This window comes from Oceanobacillus oncorhynchi (assembly GCF_000821065.1).
Taxonomy (GTDB): domain Bacteria; phylum Bacillota; class Bacilli; order Bacillales; family Amphibacillaceae; genus Oceanobacillus; species Oceanobacillus oncorhynchi.
Window position 1 is genome coordinate 3,262,694 of sequence record NZ_CDGG01000001.1, and the last position, 20,940, is coordinate 3,283,633.

General features: G+C 39.8%; 21 protein-coding genes. 10 read left to right on the top strand and 11 right to left on the bottom strand.

The window, feature by feature from the left end; translation table 11 throughout:
- Window positions 1-216: 216 nt before the first annotated feature.
- The 7 genes from BN997_RS15635 to BN997_RS22705 all read right to left on the bottom strand — a co-directional run bounded on the left by BN997_RS15635 (window position 217) and on the right by BN997_RS22705 (window position 5,001).
- The gene (locus BN997_RS15635; RefSeq protein WP_042533613.1) at window positions 217-603 is read right to left on the bottom strand and encodes an ectoine synthase; all 387 of its coding nucleotides are present in this window, start codon (window positions 601-603) and stop codon (window positions 217-219) included.
- A 31-nt stretch (window positions 604-634) separates the two neighbouring features.
- A complete protein-coding gene (gene ectB / locus BN997_RS15640) occupies window positions 635-1,882 on the bottom strand; it encodes a diaminobutyrate--2-oxoglutarate transaminase (protein ID WP_139089208.1) in 1,248 nt (415 codons plus the stop codon).
- Window positions 1,883-1,929: 47 nt separating this feature from the next.
- Entirely contained in the window at window positions 1,930-2,448 is a 519-nt protein-coding gene (gene ectA / locus BN997_RS15645) for a diaminobutyrate acetyltransferase (protein WP_319022553.1), read from the bottom strand.
- Between the two features lie 374 nt (window positions 2,449-2,822).
- On the bottom strand, window positions 2,823-3,551 hold the full coding sequence (locus BN997_RS15650) for a polysaccharide deacetylase family protein (RefSeq protein ID WP_042533616.1): 729 nt from the start codon (window positions 3,549-3,551) through the stop codon (window positions 2,823-2,825).
- Between the two features lie 377 nt (window positions 3,552-3,928).
- Window positions 3,929-4,111 (bottom strand): hypothetical protein, encoded by a 183-nt coding sequence (locus tag BN997_RS15655; protein WP_042533617.1) that lies wholly within the window; start codon window positions 4,109-4,111, stop codon window positions 3,929-3,931.
- Window positions 4,112-4,258: 147 nt separating this feature from the next.
- The gene (locus BN997_RS23710) at window positions 4,259-4,456 is read right to left on the bottom strand and encodes an amidase family protein (protein ID WP_052485043.1); all 198 of its coding nucleotides are present in this window, start codon (window positions 4,454-4,456) and stop codon (window positions 4,259-4,261) included.
- A complete protein-coding gene (locus BN997_RS22705; RefSeq protein WP_338112861.1) occupies window positions 4,453-5,001 on the bottom strand; it encodes an amidase family protein in 549 nt (182 codons plus the stop codon). Before BN997_RS22705 ends, BN997_RS23710 begins: the two co-directional genes overlap by 4 nt.
- Window positions 5,002-5,374: 373 nt before the next feature.
- Between BN997_RS22705 and BN997_RS15665 the strand changes: the two genes are divergently transcribed.
- On the top strand, window positions 5,375-7,435 hold the full coding sequence (locus BN997_RS15665) for a catalase (protein WP_042533618.1): 2,061 nt from the start codon (window positions 5,375-5,377) through the stop codon (window positions 7,433-7,435).
- A 557-nt stretch (window positions 7,436-7,992) separates the two neighbouring features.
- The gene (gene ltrA, locus BN997_RS15670) at window positions 7,993-9,267 is read left to right on the top strand and encodes a group II intron reverse transcriptase/maturase (RefSeq protein ID WP_042528596.1); all 1,275 of its coding nucleotides are present in this window, start codon (window positions 7,993-7,995) and stop codon (window positions 9,265-9,267) included.
- A gap of 260 nt (window positions 9,268-9,527) precedes the next feature.
- On the opposite strand, the gene BN997_RS23255 is transcribed toward ltrA, so the two are convergent.
- Window positions 9,528-9,677, bottom strand: coding sequence for a hypothetical protein (locus BN997_RS23255; protein WP_175297049.1), 150 nt, complete (start codon window positions 9,675-9,677; stop codon window positions 9,528-9,530).
- A 917-nt stretch (window positions 9,678-10,594) separates the two neighbouring features.
- Between BN997_RS23255 and BN997_RS15675 the strand changes: the two genes are divergently transcribed.
- A complete protein-coding gene (locus BN997_RS15675) occupies window positions 10,595-12,655 on the top strand; it encodes a catalase (protein ID WP_042533619.1) in 2,061 nt (686 codons plus the stop codon).
- Window positions 12,656-12,734: 79 nt separating this feature from the next.
- Here the strand turns inward: BN997_RS15675 and BN997_RS15680 are convergent, their stop codons facing one another.
- Complete coding sequence (locus tag BN997_RS15680; RefSeq protein WP_042533620.1) at window positions 12,735-13,073, bottom strand: DUF4363 family protein; 339 nt, start codon at window positions 13,071-13,073, stop codon at window positions 12,735-12,737.
- Window positions 13,074-13,163: 90 nt separating this feature from the next.
- On the opposite strand from BN997_RS15680, the gene BN997_RS15685 reads away from it, so the two are divergent.
- Both BN997_RS15685 and BN997_RS23260 read left to right on the top strand, forming a co-directional pair.
- The gene (locus BN997_RS15685; protein ID WP_042533621.1) at window positions 13,164-14,024 is read left to right on the top strand and encodes a DUF421 domain-containing protein; all 861 of its coding nucleotides are present in this window, start codon (window positions 13,164-13,166) and stop codon (window positions 14,022-14,024) included.
- A 145-nt stretch (window positions 14,025-14,169) separates the two neighbouring features.
- Window positions 14,170-14,325: a hypothetical protein gene (locus BN997_RS23260; RefSeq protein WP_175297050.1), complete on the top strand. Its 156-nt coding sequence runs from the start codon at window positions 14,170-14,172 to the stop codon at window positions 14,323-14,325.
- Between the two features lie 358 nt (window positions 14,326-14,683).
- On the opposite strand, the gene BN997_RS23265 is transcribed toward BN997_RS23260, so the two are convergent.
- Window positions 14,684-14,848, bottom strand: coding sequence for a hypothetical protein (locus BN997_RS23265; RefSeq protein ID WP_175297051.1), 165 nt, complete (start codon window positions 14,846-14,848; stop codon window positions 14,684-14,686).
- 144 nt (window positions 14,849-14,992) lie between these two features.
- On the opposite strand from BN997_RS23265, the gene BN997_RS15690 reads away from it, so the two are divergent.
- A complete protein-coding gene (locus BN997_RS15690; RefSeq protein WP_042533622.1) occupies window positions 14,993-15,991 on the top strand; it encodes an SDR family oxidoreductase in 999 nt (332 codons plus the stop codon).
- Window positions 15,992-16,252: 261 nt separating this feature from the next.
- On the opposite strand, the gene BN997_RS23270 is transcribed toward BN997_RS15690, so the two are convergent.
- A complete protein-coding gene (locus BN997_RS23270) occupies window positions 16,253-16,405 on the bottom strand; it encodes a hypothetical protein (protein WP_175297052.1) in 153 nt (50 codons plus the stop codon).
- Window positions 16,406-17,054: 649 nt separating this feature from the next.
- Here BN997_RS23270 and BN997_RS15695 point away from each other — a divergent pair.
- From BN997_RS15695 to BN997_RS15710, 4 genes are all read left to right on the top strand, one after another.
- Window positions 17,055-17,456: a DUF2642 domain-containing protein gene (locus tag BN997_RS15695; protein WP_042533623.1), complete on the top strand. Its 402-nt coding sequence runs from the start codon at window positions 17,055-17,057 to the stop codon at window positions 17,454-17,456.
- 13 nt (window positions 17,457-17,469) lie between these two features.
- Window positions 17,470-17,682 (top strand): hypothetical protein, encoded by a 213-nt coding sequence (locus tag BN997_RS15700; RefSeq protein WP_042533624.1) that lies wholly within the window; start codon window positions 17,470-17,472, stop codon window positions 17,680-17,682.
- Window positions 17,683-17,945: 263 nt separating this feature from the next.
- The gene (sat, locus tag BN997_RS15705; protein ID WP_042533625.1) at window positions 17,946-19,100 is read left to right on the top strand and encodes a sulfate adenylyltransferase; all 1,155 of its coding nucleotides are present in this window, start codon (window positions 17,946-17,948) and stop codon (window positions 19,098-19,100) included.
- A 55-nt stretch (window positions 19,101-19,155) separates the two neighbouring features.
- Window positions 19,156-20,934 carry an SLC13 family permease gene (locus tag BN997_RS15710; protein ID WP_042533626.1) on the top strand — a complete coding sequence of 593 codons (1,779 nt, stop codon included), beginning with the start codon at window positions 19,156-19,158 and terminating at the stop codon, window positions 20,932-20,934.
- The last annotated feature ends 6 nt before the right edge of the window (window positions 20,935-20,940 follow it).

Consider the following 20,940-nt stretch of genomic DNA (forward strand, 5'->3'; position numbering starts at 1 on the left):
AAAACGTCCTTTCCTTTAATTGATCGAAGTGTAATAAGTAAATAAAATATTACCATGAAACAATGGTTATAAGGTAATTGTAAAAAGGTATCGTTCGCTATAGGTAAAAGCTATATCAAAAAAGGAGAGGATAGAAGCAGTTGTTTGTAATAAATAAGGTACGTAAAAAAATCCTCTGATAGAAGCTATTCTTATCAGAGGATTTTAGAAAGTAATTTATTCTGTTAAAAGCGGATAATATCCTTCTTTATTATGCGTTTCTGTTCCAACTAACGGCGGGTTGAAGACACATACCATACGCATTTGGGTGCGTGCCCGCAGACGGTGCTTATCATTTTCATCTAGCAGATACATCGTGCCAGGCTTAAGCTGGTGTACCTCTCCGGTGGAGACCTTTTCGACTTCTCCTTCACCTTCAATGCAATAAACCGCTTCAATATGGTTCTTATACCAGAAGAAATTATCTGTCCCTGCTTTGATAATGGTATCATTCATGCTGAAGCCGACACCATCTTTATTTAAAATAAAGCGGCGGCTCTCCCAGTTTTCCGATTTTGTTTCATCTTCTGTTCCAATTAAATCTTCCAGTGATTTTACGATCATTTATAAATTCTCCTCTCCGTAAACCATATCTCTATTTTTTTAAAACATGCTTTATACTGTCTTCCAGAATGTCTAAACCTTTTACCAAACCTTCCTGATCAATAATCAAAGGCGGCAGGAATTTCACCACTTCATCATCTGGACCAGAGGTTTCTACAATAAGTCCGCGTTCAAATGCCTCCGCACAAATTTCACCTGCTAAACCTTCCTTCTCCACAGCAATGCCCTGCATTAAACCTCTGCCTCTAGCTTCTCCGTTTAACTCCGGATAGTGGTCAATCAATCTGTTGATTTCTGATTTAAGAAATGCGCCTTTTTCTTGTACAGCATTGGCAAAATAATCATTTTCCCAATTTTTCAGTGCTTCGGTTGCAGCAAGAAAGGCCATATTATTGCCGCGGAAGGTTCCATTATGCTCGCCCGGTCCCCATTGATCATATTCTGACTTGATTAACGTAATCGCCATCGGCAGACCAATTCCTCCAATGGATTTAGACAGGCAGACTACATCTGGTTTAATTCCCGCCGGCTCAAAGCTGAAGAAGGTGCCCGTCCGGCCATTTCCTGCCTGGACATCATCCACAATCAGGAGAATGTCCCAGCGTCTGCATAGTGCTTCTACTTTTTTCAGCCATTCCATGCGTGCAGCATTAATCCCGCCTTCTCCTTGAACGGTTTCCAGAATGATGGCAGCAGGGAGGGCAACACCGCTTCCGCTGTCTTCTAAAAAGCGATCCAGATAAGCAATCGAATCATTGTCCTCCACATAATTATCAAATGGCATCGAAACGGCATGATGCAATGGAACTCCGGCACCATGGCGCTTGAAGGAGTTTCCTGTCACAGAAAGGGAGCCAATCGTCATCCCGTGAAATGCATTGGTAAAGCTGATAACTGTTTCTCGTCCAGTTATTTTTCTGGCGATTTTCAGCGCGCTTTCTACGGTATTTGTACCGGTAGGGCCAGGGAACATAATTTTATAATCCAGATTTCGGGGCTTGAGAATGACGTCAGTAAAGCGTTCCAGAAAATCTTTTCTGGGAATCGTAGCCATGTCCAGGCTGTGAATCACGCCGTCATTTTTAATATATTCAATTAATTTCTCCTGCATCGCATCGTCATTATGGCCGTAATTCAATGTACCTGCGCCTGCAAAGAAATCAATATATTCTTTTCCATCGGTATCCCACAGCTTATAGCCTTTTGATTTTTCAAAAACAGTCGGCCATCCTCTGCTGTAGCTTCTTACTTCAGATTCTAAATTTTCAAACGTTTTCATTTTCGCATCATTCCATGTTGCTGTTGTCAATGAAATCATTCCTTTAATTATTTATTTTCTGTAGCAATCGGTCCAATTGTAAACAGTAGCTCATCTTCATGTTCTTCCTCTTCATCCGGAAAATCATCCGTTACATAGCAGTCACTGATATGACACTCCGTATCAAGCTTTTTAGCGAGACCTTTAAATAAAGACTGAGAAGGTTGATTGGATGGAGAAACGGTTGCTTCTACATAATCAATCTTTTTACAAGCTTCGCGCTTTAATAATTGGCGCAGCATTTTCGTTGCTAATCCGTTACCTCGAGCGGAAGCATCTACAGCAACTTGCCAGATAAATAGTTTATTCGGATTATTCGGATTTTTATACCCGGAAATAAAACCGAGCGTTTTCCCGTTTTTTTCTGCAATGATGGAGGTCCCTGAAAAGATATCGCACCACATTAAGTAACTGTAGGAAGAATTGAGATCAAGCACCTTGGTAGCTTTAATCAGTTCCCAAACAGCTGCCCCGTCATCTTTTGCAGGTTCTCGAAAATAAAAATCGTTTTCTTTTTCAATAGTCATTGTCATATTATTTGTTGTGTTTGTATTAATGCTCTCACCTCCTGAGTGGATTTTTTACTTACCATATTAGATTAACATAAGGAAAAATAACGTCAAAACGCATATAACGGAGAATAACGCGATTATTCGTGATAAGAAGGGGTGAGGGTAAAATGATTGCCATTGGCTATAAATAGCTTTGAATATAACAGAAATAATCCGTTTTATAAACTTTTGGGGAAAATAAAATAATGAATTAAATAGATAAACCATATTGTGGGGATAGAAAAGGATAACTGTAAGCTAAAAATTTATTATTGAAGAACAAAACAGCTGTCCGCTCATTTTTAGGGGAGTAAATGATTAAGGGACAGCAATAATAAAGCTTGAATTGATTAATTTTCTTTTAATTTTTCATCCATTTCCATCATTTCAGATACTGTAATGGTTTTATATTGGTTTTCAGCTAAATAATCAAGAATAAGCGGGAGAGCTTTAACTGTTTGCTCTCTTTTTCCTCCTGCATCATGAAACAGTACGACATCCCCCGGGGAGATATTGCTGATGACGTTATCTGCAATGGTTTTATAATCTACTCCGTCCCAGTCTTTCGTATCTTGATCCCAAGACCACAGTGCAACATGTAATTGGTTTTCTCGGGCTTTCTTTACAATCGCATCATTATAACTGCCGCCGACCGGCCGGAAAAGCTTTGGCCGATTTCCTGTGATGGCGTAAAGGATATCAGAGGTTTCTTTCATTTCTTGACTAAGTCTGCTGAGTTTCATGGTGTGATCATAGGTGTGATTGCCGAGTTCATGCCCTTCCATTACTTGCCGATGGATGATATCTGGGAATTTTTCTGCGTGAGCTCCGAGCACAAAGAAGGTAGCTGCGGCTTCGTATTCAGCTAATATATTGAGAATGGCAGGAGTGTATTTTGAATGCGGACCATCATCAAATGTTAAAGCAATTACCTTTTCCTCCGTTTTTGCATCCCAGAAAATATCTCCGTCTTTCTCAAAATCAAATCTATCTTTCGCATATATCTGCTCTTGGATGAATAGAAAAGCACAAGAAGTCAGAAGCAGGTAACTAATCGCATAAAATATTTTTTTCTTCATTTCACACCTCTCATTTTCAAAAAATAAGTTAAACTTTAAGTATTTATGGACGTAATTAGTTATTAATTAAATCTATTATTTGCTAAGAAGCACGTTTTTATCATAAGCAAATTTTGGAGAAGAAAAGAGGAAGGCTAAACCAACTTCTTCATTTTAAATATACTGTAAGAAAAGCTGTATAAAATGGATGACTTAAAAACGCATGATGGAAAGATGCTTCCAAGAAAAGGTTTTGAAAAGCAGGAGCAGAAAGGTGAAAAAATTAATTACTAAAAAGGCAAAACTTAATTAATTCCTCCAAAAGTTTAGCTATAAAAAGATACCTGAATCAGGATTACTCTCCAAGGATTCAGGTATCTGACAAAAACAGGGCTTAACTATTTGCGGTTGCGGTTATTGCGTCGCTCGTTGTTGTGGTTGTTGTTATCTTCGAAAGCATTCTCGTCGATAAATTCATTTTCATTGGCAAATTCCACGTTATTGATTTCTTGATTATTGCGGTTCTCATTATTGCGGTTTTTGCGTTCATTTCGGTTAAAGTTACGTTTATTGTTATCCATGGAAAGCCCTCCCATTATTCTTTATGAGAAAAACATTCATTTTTGAAGCGTTACTTGAAGCAGAAGCTTCCAGTACAAATGTCGTCCTCGAATTATATTTTACCCCCTTATCAAAAATTCACTCGTTATTTCGAAAGCCATATTTTGTTATTTTTTACCGTCCAAACCCATTGGAACGGCAAGGCTCGGTGTGCCGGTTAAATTAACTGGAACAAATGGCAGACATCTTCTGATAACTTCCAGATTTTGCTCTACCCATTGTTCACTATAGATATGAGGCGTGATAGGTATGTTTGGACCGAGCAATATATCGACCTGTTTAAAAGCTTTCTCAAAACCTTTCACCAATTGTCTCCGGGCCTGCTGCGCCTGATATATTGCGGTGTTTCAGTTAAAGCGCCGGCCAGAAAGAAACTCCGTATGTCTGCAGAATATTCGTTTGAATGGGTCTGGAGCCATTGGTGGTGTAAAGCAGCTGCTTCGCCAGCCGCTATCGTATAGCCGGAAAAGGTTGATAAAGCTAATTCAGGAATTTCTACATCCACTATTTCAGCACCTAAATAGAGGAGTGTTTCCATGGCATGTTTGAAAAGGATTTCTATATCAGGGGCCAGGTCTTGGAGAAAGTATGCAGGGGTACCAATTTTGATTCCTTGGATTCCATTATTTAAATCGTATATATAATTTGGAACGGACACATCCAGACTTCCCGGATTATTTGCATCAAAACCTGCCATATAATAAAGCATACATACTAAATCAGAAACAGATCTTGCCATGGGACTGGCAGTATCTAAAGTCATAGCTGTAGGAAAAATACCATGCGTACTGACTAATCCATAAGTTGTCTTCAGACCGTAAATACCGCAGATGGAAGCGGGTAAGCGAATGTATTAAAATGTATCTGATCCAGCTGCAAGCTCATGCAAACTTTGCTTTCCGAGCATATTGCCGCTTGCTCTTACCAATTTATCTCCGGTTGTCGCATTTTTTTAGAAATAAAATCTATAAAAAGTCTGGAATGGAGTATATTCCGGCGTAAATGGAAGGCAGACAGAGACCGCGTCTCCCTTTGGACGTTCTCTTTAATCATGCTGAGATTTTCGAATATAACTTTTGATTCAGTAATCCAAAGAAAGGATGATTTTAGGAAGTACAAGTTCAGGATTTCTCATATTGTACTAAAAATGGTGTTCTAATTTAAGAAAAATCACGTAAATATTGAAATGGTATGTATACTTAAAGGTTTGAAAGGGTGATTGTGTGGATGAGAAATCATCAAGAAATCAACATTCTGATAATAGAGACGTTAAGCAGGACCAACTAGATCAGTTTCGCGTAAAGGATTCAGGGAAGCCGATGACAACACAGGAAGGGAAAAAGAGATCACAGGACCAGGACCAATTAAAGGCTGGTATACGCGGACCTTCCTTACGTCAGGATTATGAGTTTTTTGAAAAAATGTCGCATTTTGTCCATGAAGAAATACCGGAAAGAGTAGTTCATGCAAGAAGCTACAGTGCTTATGGTGAGTTTGAATGTTATCAGTCCATGAAGCATGTGACAAAGGCCGGTTTTTTGCAGGAAGCCGGGAAAAAGACGCCAATAACTGTTCGTTTTTCTACGGTGCAAGGGGCTAAAGGATCGTATGATACCGCGAGAGACTTGCGCTGCAAAGGCGTTAAGCTGTATACCGAAGAAGGAAATGTTGACCTGACAACGATTGCCATGCCTGTATTAATTAACCAAGATGCGATGAAGTTTCCGGATGCGATGCATGCGTACCAAGCTAAGCAATCTGATGATATCCCAACGGCAAGCGGAGCCCATGATCGCTTCTGGGATTATGTTGCTAATAACGATGAAGCCCTTCATATGGTACTGTGGATAATGTCTGACCGCGGGATTTTAAGAAGCTATCGAATGATGGAATCATGGTCGATTAATACGTATTTATTTGTTAATGACCAGGATGTCGCAACCTTTGTGAGGTATGTTTGGAAACCTGTTCTTGGAGTGCACTCCCTGCTGCAGGATGAAGCGCTGAAAATCGGCGGGCTCGACCCCGACTTCCATAGAAAGGACCTTCGAGAGGCCATTGATAAGGGGGCTTATCCTGAATATGAACTGGGTGTTCAATTAATTTCGATGGAGGATGAGTTTAAATTCGATTTCGATGTGCTTGACCCTGCAAAGTTTTGGCCGGAGGAGCTCGTTCCTGTTCAAATGATTGGTAAATTGACATTAAATCGAAATATTGATAACTATTTTACAGAATCAGAACAAGTTGCATTTAATCCTGGCAATGTTGTTCCGGGAATTGATTTTTCTAATGATCCCGTTTTGCAGGGCAGATTGATGGCATATCGAGAAACGCAAAACCATCGGCTAGGCAGTGCCAATTATGCGGAATTACCAATTAACCGTTCTGTCTGTCCATTTCATAATAATCAGCGGCGGGGCTTTATGAGACAACGTATCGATGTTGACAAGGTAAATTATCATGAAAATTCACTGGCTGATAATACGCCATATACAGTGCCTCCAGAAGAGGGTGGCTACAAAGATTACCCTGGGAAAGTAGATGGCTATAAAATTAGAGCCAGGAGCGAATCGTTTAAAGATTATTATTCACAGCCGAGAATTTTTTGGAATAGTTTAACCCCGATTGAAAAGCAGCATACAATCGAAGGATTAAGTTATCAGGTTGGAAAAGTAAAAAGCGAATCTGTCCGGCAGCAGGTGGTTGATAAACAGCTTGTCCATGTTGATAAGGAAATGGCGTCCATTGTTGCTGATAACATTGGAGTGAATCGTCCAAGCGGATCCAATGTGTCTGTTTCTTCAAGCTACCCTTCTCTTAGCCAGTCCAATACCCCTCGTTATGCATACACGCAGAAAGCAGGTGTATTGATTGGTGATGGTTTTGGAAATGAGGTCACTGAGACGCTTAACGTTTTAGAACAAAATGGCGTTTTTGTTGTCATCATCAGTGACAGACTCGGTACTGTTGCTGGTGCTGGAGGAAGAGAACTTAAAGTTGATGACACTTTTATTACGACAAGTCCCTATCTGGTAGACTCTCTTTATATTGTTGGCGGCAGTTCCAAGCATCAGGCAAAATTCGATTCCCAAGTTACAGAATATGTGCATACAGCTTATCAACACTATAAACCAATTGGTGTTGCTTCTACAGGGCAGCCATATATTCAAGCATCCCAAAATAATAATTTAGCTGGTGTTGTTTTTGCTGCGAATAATACAGACTTTGGAGAAGAATTTGTTTCTGCTATTGCAGAGCATCGTTTTTGGAATCGAACATAGTATGGAAAAAGAGCATTGTAAAAAGATGCTCTTTTTTATGTGTGCGCCAGGCATGGCGACTATCTAGGTGGTGGAAATCCACTGTGGAGGTACACATCGACCAACCACTAGAGAAGCGCAAAGCATTTATCGTGAGGTAAAGGCTGAAGGAAGCGTGTATCAAAATCTTGGCTCGACGAACAGAAATCTGATACGAAGGCTCTGTAGGCGGATAAGGCTCCATAACAAGTCAAAATCCAAAAGATGTGCGTAACCCTGCAGAGTAAATTAGGCGAGTAAAAGAGGAAAGATAGTTGTCTTACCCTGGGAGGTCTCACGGACAGCTGAGGAGTCCCCTAAAAAGAAAGCTGGTCGAAAAAGGTTTATCGTGAGAAGTCAGCCGATGCCGTAGTAGTGATGAAAATCATGAAGGGCTGAACAATTTATAGTGTTTCTACGCCATGAATGCACGAAGAATAAACTTCTGAATGTGTTAATGATGAAAGTATGAGCGTATCTCAGAGGATAGTCAAAATAGAAGTGTTCTCCGTCACATGAAAGGAAAGGAAGAAACGAGTGTGGAAATTTTAGAAAAGATTTTAAGCGATCAAAATATGAACGAAGCCTATCTTCGAGTGTACCGAAACAAAGGTGCAGGTGGGGTAGACGGCGTAACAGTAAATGAACTGAAAGCATACCTAAGGAAACACAAAGAGGAATTGCGAACGCAAATCCAGAAAAGAAAATACAAACCAATGCCAGCACTGCGCGTAGAAATTCCGAAAGAAAATGGAAAGATGCGCAAATTGGGTATTCCAACAGTGGTTGACAGAGTTGTCCAACAGGCAATTAGTCAAGTGCTCAGCCCGATATTTGAAAAACAATTCAGTGACTACAGTTATGGTTTCAGACCAAGAAGAAGTTGCGAAATGGCAATCACGCAAGTATTGGAATATATCAATGACGGATACCAGTGGTTAGTGGATATTGACCTGGAACGATTTTTCGATACTGTCCATCATGATAAGTTAATGCGAATAATCTCGCACACAATCAAAGATGGTGATGTCATTTCTCTGATACGAAAATACCTCGTAAGTGGTGTGATGGTCGATGGGAAATATGAAGATACAACTATAGGAACCCCACAGGGAGGCAACCTTAGTCCACTTCTAAGTAACATTATGTTGAATGAGTTAGATAAGGAACTGGAGGCAAGAGGTCTGCGTTTCGTAAGATACGCAGACGATAGCCTTATCTTTGTCAAAAGTGAAAAGGCGGCAAATAGAGTTCTTACTTCCATTACAACATTTATCGAAGAGAAACTGGGGCTAAAGGTAAATATGGAGAAAAGTAAAATCTCACGCCCTACGAAAACAACATTTCTAGGCTTTGGTTTTTACTATGACTCAAATAAGAGGAAATTTCAACCGAGACCCAGTAAAACGTCGGTTCAAAAATTCCAAAGGAAACTGCGCCGATTAACAAAGCGAAATTGGAGTATTTCCTTAAACGACAGAATCATCAAGTTAAAACAGGTCATGTATGGTTGGGTCAACTATTTTAGGGTAGCTAATATGAAGAGCGTTTTAGAGTCTATAGATGCGAAGTTGCGCTCCAGAATAAGAGTAATTATCTGGAAACAATGGAAGAACAACAAAAAGAGAATTAAATCTCTCATACAACTTGGTATACCAAAGGAAGAAGCCAAGGGGCTAACCTATTGTAGGAAAGGTTTCCGATTTACTGGGTTGTCGAAAGTTGTTCAGAGAGCATTGTCTAATAAAAGACTAAAGCAAAGAGGTATCCCCTTTGCCTTAGACCGTTATCTAAAAGTACACACTGAAATATAAATTGAACCGCCGTATACGGAACCGTATGTACTGGTGGTGTGAGAGGGGCGAAAAGTTATTTAGCTTTTCCCTCTACTCGATTCTTAAAATATTTCCTGGACTGAATCCAAAAGTCAGCATTTCCAACGAATATGAAAAGCATAGACCAAAGCAGTTTTGCCATTTGATAAATTGACTATTTGGGGCGATTTATTTGTAATTATACGATATGCGTCAAGGTAATGGATTAGAAAATGCCATTACTAAAAGCGTTGATTTATTTAATTTTTATTATGCTCCGTTTCCTGCTGTCGTTCTTCTGAGCAGGTAAAACAATACAAGCGGCCCCGTTCGTTCACACCATCTAAAAAGCCGTCTTTACAGTAAATTTCTTTATTGCATGTTACACATGTACCTATATATACCTTCATCCGTCTCCCTCATTCCTTCTTTGAATTTTATTTATTTGAACATGAAATCCACCGCTTTGTTTACATCGATATATCTCCATTGTATCTAAAAAGGGAACCAACATGGATAATTTTTAATTAATAGAAGCCTGACAATATGAAATGATTGATGAATGAAGGAGGCAGTTATAAAAACTGTTTCCTTATTAACTATAGATGGAATTTTTATTACGGTGCTCATGTGCCGTAATATGTATACATTCATAAAAAACTAAATACTACTTTTTAAATCGAACAATAAATATAGAGGGGGCAATGCACTAATGCCCAATAAACCAAAATGACTTCCTCAGAACTCGGTGCTCTATGGATGACATACCAATAAAAAATATTGATTCTTCGATATTTGGAATATTTTATAGAAACAGCAGAGAATGAAAAATCCCGAAAACTCACGTCAGGGTTATGAGAAGCACTTCATCCCAAAGTCGAAGAAATGGAAATGATGATTCAAGCGGAAAGCGCAGCCCCCCAAAGGATTTACGCATGAAGATGTGTACCTGGATGCACCAAGGAACTTTCCAAAGAAATTTTAAATGAGACGGGGGAAATTCTTCTTCGGGATGATATTCAAGCGCCAGGTACCTCCGGGGGCACTGTGACAAGTTCAACATCCGCACCTTTTTCAGATAAACTTATATGATGATAACAACCTTCTTTTTTTGTAACGTATCTCTTGGCACTCAAAGCTTTGGTGCTAATTTCAGTATGCGTAATGATTTGAATGCGAGTCTTTGAATAATGGCTGGATGGAGGAGCCGCCGAGAATGGATGTTTGAACAGCTAAATCAAATTCTTTTTCTTTCCTGCTCTTTAGACTTTTTTTCGGAACAAAAGGTTCAGCAATGACACGACATTTAGAAAGGGAGTTCGACCATATGATAAATGAAGATAAAAAAATAAATGCAAATAGTAAAAATGAACAATTAGAATATTTTCGGAGTGCGGATAGCGAGGATAAAGAGCTGACCACGAATCAAGGTGTGAAATTATCGGAGGATGAGGAATCTTTAACAGCCGGAGAAAGAGGCCCTACCTTAATGGAAGATTTCCATTTCCGTGAAAAAATGACCCACTTCGATCATGAGCGAATCCCGGAACGTGTTGTGCACGCACGCGGCTTCTCTGCTCATGGAGAATTCGAGTTATATGAATCGATGAAACCTTATACGAAAGCAAAATTTTTGCAAAATCCGAATGTAAAAACCCCAGTCTTCACCCGTTTTTCTACGGTTGTCGGTTCACGCGGCTCTAAGGATACCCCCAGAGATGTTAGAGGATTTGCAACGAAATTCTATACAGAGGAAGGAAACTTTGACTTAGTTGCCAACAATTTTCCTATCTTTTTTATTCAAGATGGTATGAAATTTCCTGATGTTGTCCACGCCATCAAACCTGAGCCGCATAATGAAATGCCGCAAGCAAGCGGTGCTCATGATACTTTTTGGGATTGGGTTTCACAAAATCAGGAGAGTGCACACATGGTTATGTGGCTGATGAGTGATCGGGCGATTCCCAGAAGCTTTCGAATGATGGAAGGATTTGGTGTTCATGCGTTTCGATTTGTGAACGATGAGGGCAAAGCTCATTTTGTTAAGTTTCATTGGAAACCGGTATTAGGGACTCATTCCCTTGTGTGGGATGAAGCGGAAAAACTAGGCGGGAAAGATCCTGATTTTAACCGCCGTGATCTGTGGGAATCCATTAATATGGGGAATTATGCGGAATACGAGCTAGGTGTCCAAATTTTAGAAGAAAAAGAAGAGTTTAACTTTGATTTTGATATTCTTGATTCCACGAAACTTTGGCCGGAAGAGGATGTTCCTGTCCGTATTATTGGAAAAATGACCTTAAATCGAAATGTAGATAATGTTTTTGCAGAGAATGAACAAGTTGCTTTTCATGTGGGGAATGTTGTACCTGGAATCGACTTTACGAATGATCCGTTGCTGCAAACACGCTTATTTTCCTATACTGATACCCAGCTGCTCCGTCTTGGCGGCCCAAACTTTCATGAGATACCGATTAACCGCCCTGTTTGTCCGTTCCATAATAACCAGCGGGATGGGTTTCACAGACAAACGATCAATAAGGGGCAAGTCTCTTATCGAAATAATGCTTTAGCAGGTAATTCACCGCATACAGTAGATGAAAAGAATGGCGGGTTTGCCCACTATCAGGAAAAGATTGAGGGAAGAAAAATTCAATCCCGAAGTAAAAGCTTTGAAGACCACTTCAGTCAAGCCAAATTATTTTGGAATAGCATGAGTAATGCAGAAAAGCAGCATATTATTGATGGATTTAGTTTTGAAGTTGGAAAAGTACAGTATAAGCCGGTGCAACAAAAGATTGTCGATATGTTCGGTAAAGTGGATCACGGGCTGGCTGCTGCGATTGCACAAAAACTTGATGTGAGCGTACCGCCTGCAAATATTCAAAGCAAAGTAACTAAAGCATCGCCTGCATTAAGTCAGGAGAACACACCAAAGTTAGCAGAAACGCGTAAAACAGCTGTTATTATTTCAGATGGATTTAATGGGGCGGAGGTAAAAAAAGTTATTGAGAATCTGCAAGCAGCCAAGGTTCAAGTTGCGATATTAAGTGACAGACTGGGCTCTATCACAGCAGATGACAACAGTACACTTAAAGCGAAGCATACCTTTCTTACGGATTCGTCGGTTGCTTTTGATGCTGTGTATATTGCCGGAGGAATGAAAGCAGATAAAATGTTTGAGAAAAAGGCTAAAATGTTTATGCAGGAAGCCTTTGATCATTTCAAACCGATTGCTGTCTCGAACGAAGGGGAGCAGTGGTTTAAAGAAAAGCAATTACCAAGTAAAACGGGTGTTGTTATCAATAAGCAGCAGCCAGATGATTTTTCCAAGCAATTCATTGATGCAATTGCAGCGCATCGCTTCTGGGACAGAAGTATATTATAAGGAAGAAAAAGGGTTCTCTGCATGTAAGAGAGGCCTTTTTTCTTTAATAAGTGTCGTGTAGCTGTGTTGCCAATTTGAATTATAAGGAATAAATATCCTCCAAAAATGATCTGACAGTAGCAAGTTCAAGCCTGGTACTTGTTGAATCATTTTCCTTAGCTGCCGCGATAAGATTGTTAATACTTTCATGCAATCCTTCATACTCATCCTCATCACCTATTAATTGGATTTTCCATTTGTGATTTTTGAAAATAGTTTTTAATTCTTCCGCTAGAGTCGTAATTTCATCCCATTTTGGTTCGTCTAAAGATTGTTCCAGCTGATCAATGTGGTCAAAGAAATAATTTCCTCCGACTTGATTTTCGCATCCGGAAAGGACGATGAATAAAAGCGTAAAAATGATTATTTGCTTCTTCATTTCTCATTCTCCTTATTTAATGAATTGTTATCTATAGTTTGTCCGATAATACTAATATATTACGTATTTTAGAAAGGTGAGGGATAGGAGATGCCTGAAATTGTATTGGTACTAATCCGTTCCATAGCTGCTTTCTTTTTATTATTTTTAATGGCGCGGATGATGGGAAAAAAGCAAATTTCACAGCTCACTTTTTTTGATTATTGTGTGGGAATTACTATCGGTTCCATAGCTGCTACGTTGTCAGTGGACCAGAATGTAAAAATTATTAATGGATTAGTGTCACTGACTATTTGGGGGTTTTTCCCGATTATTCTAGCGTACCTTGGGATGAAATCAATTATTTTTTCAAAGATAACAGATGGCAAAGCAACGATATTAATTCGAAATGGCGAGGTATTAGATAAGAATATGAAGAAGAGTCTAGTAACAATTAATGAGTTATTAATGCTATTAAGGGAAAAAGGAACGTTTAAAGTTTCTGATGTAGAAATGGCTGTTTTAGAAACAAATGGAGAGCTGAGTGTTATGTTGAAGACCAATCAACAGCCGGTTACTCCGCAGACATTAGGCGTTCCATTAGAACAGGAGCATGGTCCTGCCATCTTAATTATGGACGGTAAAATAATGAAAAAGAGTTTGGAGAATCTTGGTTACTCGAAGGAATGGTTAATAGGAGAAATCCAAAAGCAAGGAGCTGAAGAGGTAAGAGATGTTTTTTTAGCTCAAATTGATTCTCGCGGCAGCTTGTATGTTGATTTATATGAGGACCAATATACAAAAACGGAGGTAGAAGAAAGACCACTGCTAGCAGCTTCGCTAAAAAAAATACAGGCTGATTTAGAGGGGTTTTCACTACAGACAGATGATTCGGAAGCTAAGAAATTATATACTGAGCAAGCAGCTGAGGTTCAAAAAGTGCTGGATACGATCTTGCCTTATTTGAAGTGAATGAAAAAGAATTTTGATTAAATTATGAATTACTTGTTATACTCTTCTAAGTCGTATAATAATGATTTATCTCTTACATGTTCGTGATAACTTGTCAGTGGAGACTGTAAAGGAGCGGTTAACAATAGAAGGGAGGAAACGGCTAATGTCTATTGCCGAAAAAATAAGAAATGAAGGTATGGAAGAAGAAAAAATAAAAGTAGCTAAAAAGTTACTTCTGTTAAAAATAGATGAAGAACAAATAAAGGAAGCAACAGAACTAACAGCACAAGAAATAGAACAAATTAAGAAAGACCTATAGTCAAGATATGACGAAAAAGACATGGCATTTACTCACGAATATTTAGGAGTAAATGCCATGTTTTTTTATTACACATTAAGAAGTATAAAGAATTCAAGGAATAAAGTATAAGGGCAGTGCTTTGGATGGGGCGAGTAATCGCAGTACTTGCCCCACCTCCAATCCCAACTAAGGCATTCGCAAAAGGCTTGCACTCCAGAGTATAAGGGATTCTAAGAAAGCAAAATACGCTTTCAAGACTCTCTTTAACGAATGCCAAGTTTTCTTTAAAGCCGATTCATTTCATTCGTCTATCGCAAATATCTGTAATCTTTCAGTTAAGACTTTTTCTCTCAATATCATTTCTATAATATTTACTTCAATGAATATGCGGATAAAAAGGTTCATATACAGGATCGGTATAATATGGCGGTCTGATTTTAATCGACGGTGTTTTCCAGCTATAGTTCAAATAGTGCATTTCCAGCTTTTCTGCTTTATTTTCTAATAAGCGTTTGACCTTAGGGTAAAATTCAAATTCCAACTTACTGCCTCCTTCTGTAAAATTCTATGTTGTTTTACGGGGCGTGTTTTACATATGCATGGGAAACGAAAGGGCCTAAATGCCGTATTGCTTCACATATGCAGCCGCCTAATCATAGCCTATGAAAAGGAGGGAGAGATCGTTATGAAAAACAAAAATAATGACCGGGATCTATCCTTATCAGAGGAAGCGCTAAAACAAATTCGGGCATACCAGCAATGGTTTGAAGAAAATAAAATAGAAGATCCTTATCCGTATTACCCGATATACGGTAAAATTACGCAATACGAAGAGGTGCCTCTTACACAACCGGAGCAAAGACAGTTGGTTCAGCCGGGCGTTGAAAAATTAATGGTGCCCAAACCGATTATTGAGAATCCCAATTATAAGGGCAGTGGGAAATTAAAAGGAAAGGTTGCGCTGATAACAGGTGGAGACAGCGGGATGGGCGCAGCGGCAGCAATTGCTTTTGCGAAAGAAGGCGCTGACGTTGCCATTGCCTATTTAAATGAGCACGAGGATGCTAACCGGACCAAAAGAAGGATCGAGGAGCTTGACCAGAAATGCTTATTATTACCAGGAGATTTACGTGAAAAAAAGCAGTGTGAACATATTGTTATGGAAACGATAAATCATTTTAATAAATTGGATGTACTATGTAACCATGTCGGGATTCAATTTCAGCAAAATGATGTGACTGAAATTACCGATGAACAATTTGATCAAACCTTCAAATTGAATATTTACTCGCATTTTTACACTACGAGAGCAGCACTGCCTCATTTAAAAGCGGGCAGCTCCATTATCGGAACGTCCTCTGTAGTTACTTATGCAGGAGAGCCTTTATTAATGGATTATGCGGCTACCAAAGGAGCTATTGTCGGATGGACACGTTCTTTAGCCAAAAACATTGCTAAACGACAGATTCGCGTCAATGCGATTGCCCCGGGACGAATTTGGACACCACTAATTCCAGCAAGCTTTTCTGCAGATGAAAATGCCTTGACTGGAGGGAATTTATTTGGCCGGATGGCTCAGCCTTTTGAAGTAGCGCCGACCTTTGTTTACCTGGCATCAGATGATTCCAGGCATGTCACTGGTCAAGTGCTTCATGTAGACGGGGGAGAATCCACCAATTCCTAAGCGTGGTGTATATAGAAGGAAGATATTAAAAATAAATTTAAAGGATATTGCGGTTTCGGATAATTTTTTCTTGAAAAAATGGAAAAACATAATCAAATTCCAAGTTCTTTAAAACGGTCAAGGTCCTGTAATCTCCAAGGTCTATGAACAATCACTTCAAATTAATGGGAGACATGAAATCTGTTTAGTTAAGAGCTCAAATAAGCTTACTTTCTAATTCATGAAGCCATCAAACCTTAAATGAGGCTTCATGAATATTCATTATTGATTTCCTTTACCGCCCCAATCGTCCCGCTGAGGATGTTCAAATGGTTTGTCTTGCTGCTGCTCATCTTGCGAAGTACCGCATCCAAACAACATTCCCGCAGAAAGGATGCAAGTAATCATACATATAGTCAGTTTTTTGAATTTCATTGCTATCACCTCACTTCAATGATAGGTATCCCATTTTAATGATTTCCTTTTTCTCTAATCTTATGCTTATAAAAATATCATGGAAAATAGAATGCAGTTTCGTTTTATGATTTTCGTCCAGCCCTTTGTGTACAAAAAACGATATTTTAATGAATGTGTACAATCTAACCGATTAAAAAGAACATAAATTATTTTATATCTAAATGAAAGGAGTGTTATTTATAACATGAAACAGACGTTGTTCTGAAAAAGTCCATTCCGCTTCCTATTAAGTAAGGGGAGAGGCTTAAAGAATGTTGCTCTGATATATAGCAATAACGACTCTAAATACTGGGACAAACACTCTGGTATAACTGCTGCATAAGAGGGGATACAGTCTAACCATGGCAAGTAAAGTTACAGCAGAATGGGGAATCATTCAATCTTCGGAATACGTCGAGATTTCATGCGTAGACGCACAAATAGCAAATTCCTTGCAAAGCAGTACCCAAATGGTGAGGACAGCCCGTCTGGGTGGTGACGCTAAAAGGAATAAATGAGGAGGGATATCAGCTGTAAGCAAGGAGCAGTTGATTTCTCAATTATGTTGTGGGTTTTCTAATTACTGAAAAGACGCCCCCAAAAACATCATGGAAAGGAATGAACAAGCTTGGCTAATTTAACAGAACGGCAAAGAAGGTTAGTAAATTTGTTAAACCAGTTATCACAAAATTTAGTTACGGCCAATAGCGCCAATGATAGCAATAATGACAGCACACTAAGTAATAACTTTTCCCTGAATTTACCAGGGTTTAGTCTCGATTCTAATAATAATCTAAATTTGGGTTTTGGTAACTGGGGAGGAGGAAAACCGACACCGCCCAGCACGCCGACGAACATTAGAGAAGTCCTGCTAGGCTTAGTAAACGAACAAGTGCAGGTCACTACTCCTTTTGACACAATCTCTGGAACGCTGCTTTCCGTTCAGGATGATTATGTTGTAATTATTGAAGCTTCTGGTGCACAGGCGCTGGTCCGAATTGAAAAAATTGAATTTGTCAGTAATTCGTAAAGGAGGAGTTTAAATGTTTCAAGCGACGTTTGCTGCTGAATTGGCAAATCGAATTGGATCAAGGGTCGAAGTAGCTACGGATAATAATTTGATCGAAGGTATTCTTTCCACAGTTACTGCAGATTTAGCCCTGGTTATCGATGTGACAAGCGGTTATGGAGATAATGTCAAAATATATATTTCAGTAGATGCAATCAACTTCGCCCGTTTTCCTTTAGCGGCGTAGAAAAGATTATTTCATGGAGAATAATCCGTGAAACTTTCACTGAATGAAGGTTCGTTATATGAGCTTCCCATTTTGGGAGAATAGAGGGATAAAAGATACCCTGGCTTGATAGCCGGGGTATTCTATTCCTTTTAATTATTCTAATGATGCCTCAGAGGCTTATTTTGGCGTTATTTGTGACTAAAAATGATGTCACGCACCATTTCGACCTATACTGTTGTTAATATATTACTTTAATAAAATTGGAATTCGGAGGTTATTTTATGGTCAACCAGCCACACGGCGGGAGGTTAGTCTGCCGTGAGTTAACAGGAAAGAAAAAGGAGGAAGCAATCAGAAATGCGAAAAGTCTTCCATCCATGACGGTGAATTCCTGGGTGCTATCTGATATAGAGTTGATTGGAACAGGAGGATTTAGTCCGCTGATCGGATTTATGGGGCAGGCTGATTATGAAAATGTTGTTGCGCATACGCGTCTTGCAGACGGCACAATCTGGAGTATTCCGATTACATTGCCGGCAACAGAAGAACAGACTAGCCTTTTTAATATTGGTGAACAAATTGCTCTTAAAGGGAAGGATGGCATCATTTATGGAACCATCACCTTGGAGGAGAAGTATGCTTACGATAAAAAGAAGGAAGCGCTCCATATCTATGGAACAACGGATGCAGCACATCCAGGTGTGAAGAAAGTGTATGAAAAAGAAGCAGTTTATCTTGGCGGACCGATCACACTGCTTCAGCGTCCGGATCACAGCCAATTTGCAGCGTATTATATGGATCCGTCCGAAACACGGCAAATGTTTGCAGATTTAGGCTGGAAAACAATCGTTGGTTTCCAGACACGTAATCCGGTGCACCGGGCTCATGAATATATTCAAAAGATTGCTCTTGAAGCGGTAGACGGGCTGCTGTTGAACCCGCTTGTCGGCGAAACCAAGTCGGATGATATTCCAGCTGATGTTCGGATGGAAAGCTACGAAGTGATTTTGAAAAATTACTATGTGAAAGACCGTGTACGCCTCGTTATCTATCCAGCCGCCATGCGTTATGCAGGGCCGAAAGAAGCGATATTGCATGCCATTGTCCGCAAAAATTACGGCTGCACGCACTTCATTGTAGGGCGTGACCATGCCGGTGTCGGTGATTACTACGGAACGTACGATGCACAACTGCTGATGGCACAATATGAAGAAGAACTCGGTATTCAGATTTTTTCATTTGAGCATGCGTTTTACTGTAAGGTCTGTGAAAATATGGCATCTGGAAAAACATGCCCGCACGGCAAGGAAAATCATGTTCATTTAAGCGGTACAAAGGTGCGCGATATGCTCCGTAATGGCAAACGTCCGCCAAAAGAGTTTTCACGTCCTGAGGTTGCCGATGTACTAATTAAAGGAATGGAGCGAAAACAATAAATCATGTTCAAAAATAATCTTTTTGAACATGTATGAAAAGAGGGTCTGATACCCAATGACATTGGAAATGATGTTTGTTCTGATTTTACTTCTGGCCATGTTTGCTGCACTGGTTTTCGAAGTCGCCCGGCCAGACATGGTTATTTTTTCCGTGCTGGTTATATTGATGCTATCCGGCATATTGACAGCTGAGGAAGCATTGAGCGGCTTTTCCAATGAAGGAATGCTGACAGTTGCGTTATTATTCATTGTTGCGGGTGTGGTACAGAAAAGCGGTTTGATCCATCAAATGATGGAAAAATGGCTGCGAAACAGTCGTAGCCCCAGAGATTCAATGATGCGATTTTTTGTGCCGACGTCGGCATTTTCGGCTTTTTTGAATAATACACCGATTGTGGTGACCCTCACCCCCATTATTAAAAAATGGTGTGAAGACCGCGGAATCGCTCCATCAAAGTTTTTGATCCCATTGTCATATGCTACCATTCTGGGCGGGATGATAACGCTAATGGGAACGTCTACCAATCTTGTTATTCATGGTTTGCTGCTGGATTTTGGGCTCGAGGGGTTTTCGTTATTCACTTTAGCTGCCGTTGGTATTCCAGTCACGCTGGTCGGGCTCATTTATTTATTTACAATCGGATATAAATTGCTGCCGGATAACAAAGGCTTCAGCCAGAGACTGAAGGAAGAACCGAAGGAATATATTGCGGAAATGAAAGTAACAGAAGCTTTCGGGAAGCCTGGCAAGCGTGTAGAGCAAGTCGGCCTGCGAGATTTAAAAGGACTTTATCTGATTGAGATTATCCGCGGGAAGGAACGGATTTCACCGGTCAGATCCACAACGGTTATTCAAGTAGGGGACCGCTTGATTTTTACCGGCTTGATTTCCACCATTGCCGACCTGCAAAAGATAAAAGGGTTGGAGCTGGAAACAGGGACGAATATTGATCTGGATGATTTGAAGGATGGAAAAATCAATTTAGTGGATGCTGTGGTTTCCGACCAGTCATCCCTATTATCCAAGTCCATTAAACAGTCCCAGTTTCGTTCACGGTATGATGCTGGGGTCATTGCAGTACACCGGAATAATGAACGGATTAAGAGCAAAATTGGGGATATCGTTTTGAAGCCCGGAGATTCCTTATTGCTTTTGACCGGAACAGATTTTGTTGAGAAATACCAGCGGTCGAATGATTTTTTTGTTGTATCTTCATTGGATACCCCCGCAGTCCTGAAACAGAGTGCAAAAAAAAGCTGGTTTTCCATTCTCATGCTGCTCGGGATGATTGGGGCAGTTACTCTTGGATGGCTCAGTATGTTTAAAGCGATGGCATTAGCCGTATTAGTATTTTTGGCTGCGAAAATTATTACACCTCAAGAAGCTAAAAAATATGTTCACTTCAATGTTTTATTGCTGATTGCCAGTTCATTCGGGATTGGCGCAGCGATGAGAAAAACAGGACTGGCGGAATGGATCGCAGATGTCTTGTTGGACATTGGTAAGCCGTTGGGGCTGCTGATTATATTGTTTATGATCTATTTCTTGACGAATTTGTTCACAGAAATGATAAGCAATAGCACAGCGGCTGTTATCATGCTTCCGATTGGAATGGAAATGGCACACACACTTCAAGTCGATCCAATGGGAATAGCTGTCCTTATTGCGATAGCCGCTTCGGCAAGTTTTGTTACACCAATCGGTTACCAGACAAATCTGATTGTATATGGCCCTGGCGGATATACGTTTACAGATTACGTAAAAGCAGGACTTCCGCTAAGTCTAATCGTCATGGTGACGTCTGTTTTGATTATTTATCAACAATGGTTTTAGGAGGAA

Coding starts and splice junctions, on each gene's coding strand:
- sat (WP_042533625.1), top strand. CDS start 17,946: ATGGTCAACCAGCCACACGGCGGGAGGTTAGTCTGCCGTGAGTTAACA.
- BN997_RS15675 (WP_042533619.1), top strand. CDS start 10,595: ATGATAAATGAAGATAAAAAAATAAATGCAAATAGTAAAAATGAACAA.
- BN997_RS15685 (WP_042533621.1), top strand. CDS start 13,164: ATGCCTGAAATTGTATTGGTACTAATCCGTTCCATAGCTGCTTTCTTT.
- BN997_RS15690 (WP_042533622.1), top strand. CDS start 14,993: ATGAAAAACAAAAATAATGACCGGGATCTATCCTTATCAGAGGAAGCG.
- BN997_RS15635 (WP_042533613.1), bottom strand. CDS start 603: ATGATCGTAAAATCACTGGAAGATTTAATTGGAACAGAAGATGAAACA.
- BN997_RS23270 (WP_175297052.1), bottom strand. CDS start 16,405: ATGAAATTCAAAAAACTGACTATATGTATGATTACTTGCATCCTTTCT.
- BN997_RS15700 (WP_042533624.1), top strand. CDS start 17,470: ATGTTTCAAGCGACGTTTGCTGCTGAATTGGCAAATCGAATTGGATCA.
- BN997_RS15655 (WP_042533617.1), bottom strand. CDS start 4,111: ATGGATAACAATAAACGTAACTTTAACCGAAATGAACGCAAAAACCGC.
- BN997_RS15680 (WP_042533620.1), bottom strand. CDS start 13,073: ATGAAGAAGCAAATAATCATTTTTACGCTTTTATTCATCGTCCTTTCC.
- BN997_RS23255 (WP_175297049.1), bottom strand. CDS start 9,677: ATGAAGGTATATATAGGTACATGTGTAACATGCAATAAAGAAATTTAC.
- BN997_RS23260 (WP_175297050.1), top strand. CDS start 14,170: ATGTCTATTGCCGAAAAAATAAGAAATGAAGGTATGGAAGAAGAAAAA.
- BN997_RS15650 (WP_042533616.1), bottom strand. CDS start 3,551: ATGAAGAAAAAAATATTTTATGCGATTAGTTACCTGCTTCTGACTTCT.
- ectB (WP_139089208.1), bottom strand. CDS start 1,882: ATGAAAACGTTTGAAAATTTAGAATCTGAAGTAAGAAGCTACAGCAGA.
- BN997_RS15710 (WP_042533626.1), top strand. CDS start 19,156: ATGACATTGGAAATGATGTTTGTTCTGATTTTACTTCTGGCCATGTTT.
- ectA (WP_319022553.1), bottom strand. CDS start 2,448: ATGACTATTGAAAAAGAAAACGATTTTTATTTTCGAGAACCTGCAAAA.